General features: G+C 46.5%; 2 protein-coding genes and 2 pseudogenes. 2 read left to right on the plus strand and 2 right to left on the minus strand.

Features of this window, described 5'->3' with window-relative positions; all coding sequences use genetic code 11:
• A partial coding sequence (locus ACRCZA_RS04150; RefSeq protein WP_438673214.1) for a hypothetical protein occupies positions 1 to 190 on the plus strand: 190 nt, incomplete at its 5' end.
• 133 nt (positions 191 to 323) lie between these two features.
• On the opposite strand, the pseudogene ACRCZA_RS04155 reads toward ACRCZA_RS04150, so the two are convergent.
• Positions 324 to 821, minus strand: a pseudogene (locus tag ACRCZA_RS04155) (IS5 family transposase); the annotation flags it as partial.
• Positions 822 to 1,602: 781 nt separating this feature from the next.
• On the opposite strand from ACRCZA_RS04155, the gene ACRCZA_RS04160 reads away from it, so the two are divergent.
• Positions 1,603 to 2,733: an NADH:flavin oxidoreductase gene (locus tag ACRCZA_RS04160; protein WP_438673215.1), complete on the plus strand. Its 1,131-nt coding sequence runs from the start codon at positions 1,603 to 1,605 to the stop codon at positions 2,731 to 2,733.
• 53 nt (positions 2,734 to 2,786) lie between these two features.
• Here the strand turns inward: ACRCZA_RS04160 and ACRCZA_RS04165 are convergent.
• A pseudogene (locus ACRCZA_RS04165) lies at positions 2,787 to 3,050 on the minus strand (IS66 family transposase); the annotation flags it as partial.
• Between the last annotated feature and the right edge of the window lie 140 nt (positions 3,051 to 3,190).

Raw genomic sequence — 3,190 nt, forward strand, 5'->3', positions numbered from 1 at the left:
GTGTGCCGTGTCGATGAGGCGCATTATAGAGCGCCGCCGATTTTGCGCAAGGGCTTTTTTAAAGAAAATTGCAAAAATCGTGAACTTTCGATTTATACAAAGCATACGCCATGTTTTGCACACATTTATCCACATTTTCTCTGGTTTTACTTATACTTTAGCTGTCGAAACCACAGCGGTGATGCCATGAAATACAACGACTTGCGCGAGTTTATCGATCATTTATGGCGTTTTGAAAAGCTTTAGCGCATAACTGCTCAAACCTTCTCTTCTTTATATAGTGTTTTGGCACACTGAATCTGGCCACCAAAGTCGCAGAGCTAACGATGCATCTCGGGGTCACGCTCTCCACGCTTGTTTTTGGTGGCGTTGGGGGCTTCGATGAGGGTGGCATCAACCAGCGTACCTTGCTTCATCATGATGCCAGCATCAAAAAGCCACAGGTTGATGGTATCGAAGAGTTGGCGTGCCAGTTGATGCTGCTCCAGCAAATGCCGAAAATTCATGATAGTAGTTCGGTCGGGGATGGCCTTGTCCAGGGAGAGTTTGGCAAATAGACGCATCGAAGTAATCTCGTAGAGTGCGTCTTCCATGGCGCCGTCACTGAGGTTATACCACTGCTGCATGCAGTGAATGCGGAGCATGGGGTCGAATGGGTCAGGATGCCGGCCTTTACCAGCCTTGGGATAGACGGGCTCGATGACCGTCAGCATTTTTGACCATGGGAGCACCGCTTCCATGCGCGCCAAGAATATTTCTTTACGGGTTTTGTGACGTTTGCCATTGAGCTCGCCGTCCGTGAAGATTTGTTGGTGGCTCATGCTGAACCTCATCCCTGATATCAAGTGGGCCAATGATCTCACAACAATGACTTGTTCGCACTTTCCCTAGGGGATGTTTTGCCATGGCAGGATCTTATCCATGCGGGACAAAAAATTTCTTTTCTGCTCTAATGACGCTTACTGCTTAATTCACCGTCGGCGAAGGTCAGTTGATGGCTAATGATCCCCCCAAAGCGTCCGCATGAACGTTTTTTTGAGCTCAGTAGCTCTGTGAGTCGAGCACGAAGTGAGCTATAAACACTTCCAACGCCAACCAAATTGGTTATTTATCGTGCAAAATAAGTCGCGATTACAACGAGACCAACCTTGTTAGTTCAAAAAACAAACACTCATGCGGACGCCCTGATGATCCCCCCAAGAGTGCAGCTCCGGATGAACACTATGATCTCATCTCACAGACTTGTTCGCACCCTCCCTAGGCGCGGCCCCCAATTAAGCCCTTGAGAGGATTATTTTCAGCGTCCACAAGTGTTAAAATGAAATAATTCCTCAGGCCGATATTACTAACTCGCATTGCCGAACGGTAGTATTCAGCATAATTTTACAAATTTGCCATAAGCACTTTTACTTTATGCGAACAAATCAAATTAAACGCAATTAAAATCAAGGCCTACAGGCTGATTTCATCTGTATTTGGATCTAAATTAAGTAATTTAACAAATAATTAACTTTGGCCGTCATTCAAAAATCACGGTTTGTTAAATAACATCGGTAACCTAATGAAAATATAACATTGGGTAGATTTTTTAAGGAGATGCACTTGAGTATTGTATTTTCACCAGCCAGCATTGGCACTATGAAGTTAAAAAATCGTTTTGTACGTAGTGCCACTTGGGAAAATCTGGCAACCGATACCGGTCATATGACAGAAAAATTGTATGCGGTCTATGAACAATTAGCCCAAGGTGACGTTGGCTTAATCGTGACCGGTTACGCCAATATTGTGGCTGAAGAAAAACCTAATGCTGGCATGATGGGCATGTATGATGATTCCTTCATCCCAGAATATAAAAAGCTAACCGATTTAGTCCAACGTCATGGCGCCAAAATCGTAATGCAACTGGCTTATGGCGGCACGAAAACCACCTATAACCTAGGTGAGCGCGTGATTTTTGCGCCTAGCGCAGTCGCTGAACGCAGTACCCAGACATTGGGTAAAGAAATGACGACAGCCGAGATTGATTATATTGTCAACGCGTTTGCTCAAGCCAGTTTACGCGCAAAATTAGCCGGATTTGATGGTGTTGAAATTCACGCAGCTCACACCTACCTAATTAATCAATTTTTAAGCCCGTATTATAACCAGCGCAAAGACCAATACGGTGGCAGCTTAGATAATCGCCTACGTTTCTTAGTTGAAATTTACCAAGCGATCCGCAAGCAGGTTGGCGCCGAACATCCCATTTTGGTTAAGCTGACCGCATCAGAGTTTTTTACTGGCGGCCTAACCTTTAATGAAACCCGCCAGATTTGTAAAAAACTAAAAGCGCTTGGCGTTGATGCAATTATCATTTCCGGTAATAACCATGGCAATGCGAATACGCTGATCGGCCAAAGCTTTGATGGTCATACCATTCAACAGGAAGGGTATTTCCGTGAATACGGCGCCGTTATTAGTAACGACATCGATATCCCCGTGATCACCGTCGGTGGCTTGAGCGATATTCACGCAATCGAAGATCTCGCCGCCACAACCAATATTAAGTTTTTTGCCCTATCACGGCCATTATTAGCCGAGCCGCAATTAATTAAACGCTGGGCACAAGGCAATAACAACCAAGTTGATTGCGAGCGCTGTTCAAAATGCCGGACCAAACGAGGCAATTTCTGTGTAGTTTTTAAACCACGCAAGCCATCGTCTGGGCTTCGAACGCGCATAGGTCAACGATAAGCGCCGATTTGAGATGTTTTGGCATCTTGCCCCACCTGCGCGCTTGTAACCGTTCACCTACAAGGGCTTGACACGCACAACTCCGCAGGGATGGGGTAATCCGTTTTCTCGATGCAGGCTCGGACGATGGCGCGCAGCCACTCTTGGGGGCAACGACCCAGCCGTTTCGCTGTCTCCATCAATGACAGGATCCGCTGACGAAACTGCTCCCCTCGATGTGAACACACGCCGTAGCTCCCTTTGCGCCACAGCACATAGCCGCGCAGCGCTCGCTCTGCCTCATTATTCGTCAGCGGAATATCGTCATCACTCATAAACCCGACTTTCCGCACCTGTTTTTGGATTTATTTTCGGCGATGATGGCTACACGTTCGTAGCAAATGGCGACTTTGGTGGTCTTGGCTCGGTCGTGGCAAAAATGGTTAAAAGCTTCAGATCCATGTTTTTGCCCCCTATA

Source organism: Shewanella sp. (assembly GCF_051658185.1).
Taxonomy (GTDB): domain Bacteria; phylum Pseudomonadota; class Gammaproteobacteria; order Enterobacterales; family Shewanellaceae; genus Shewanella.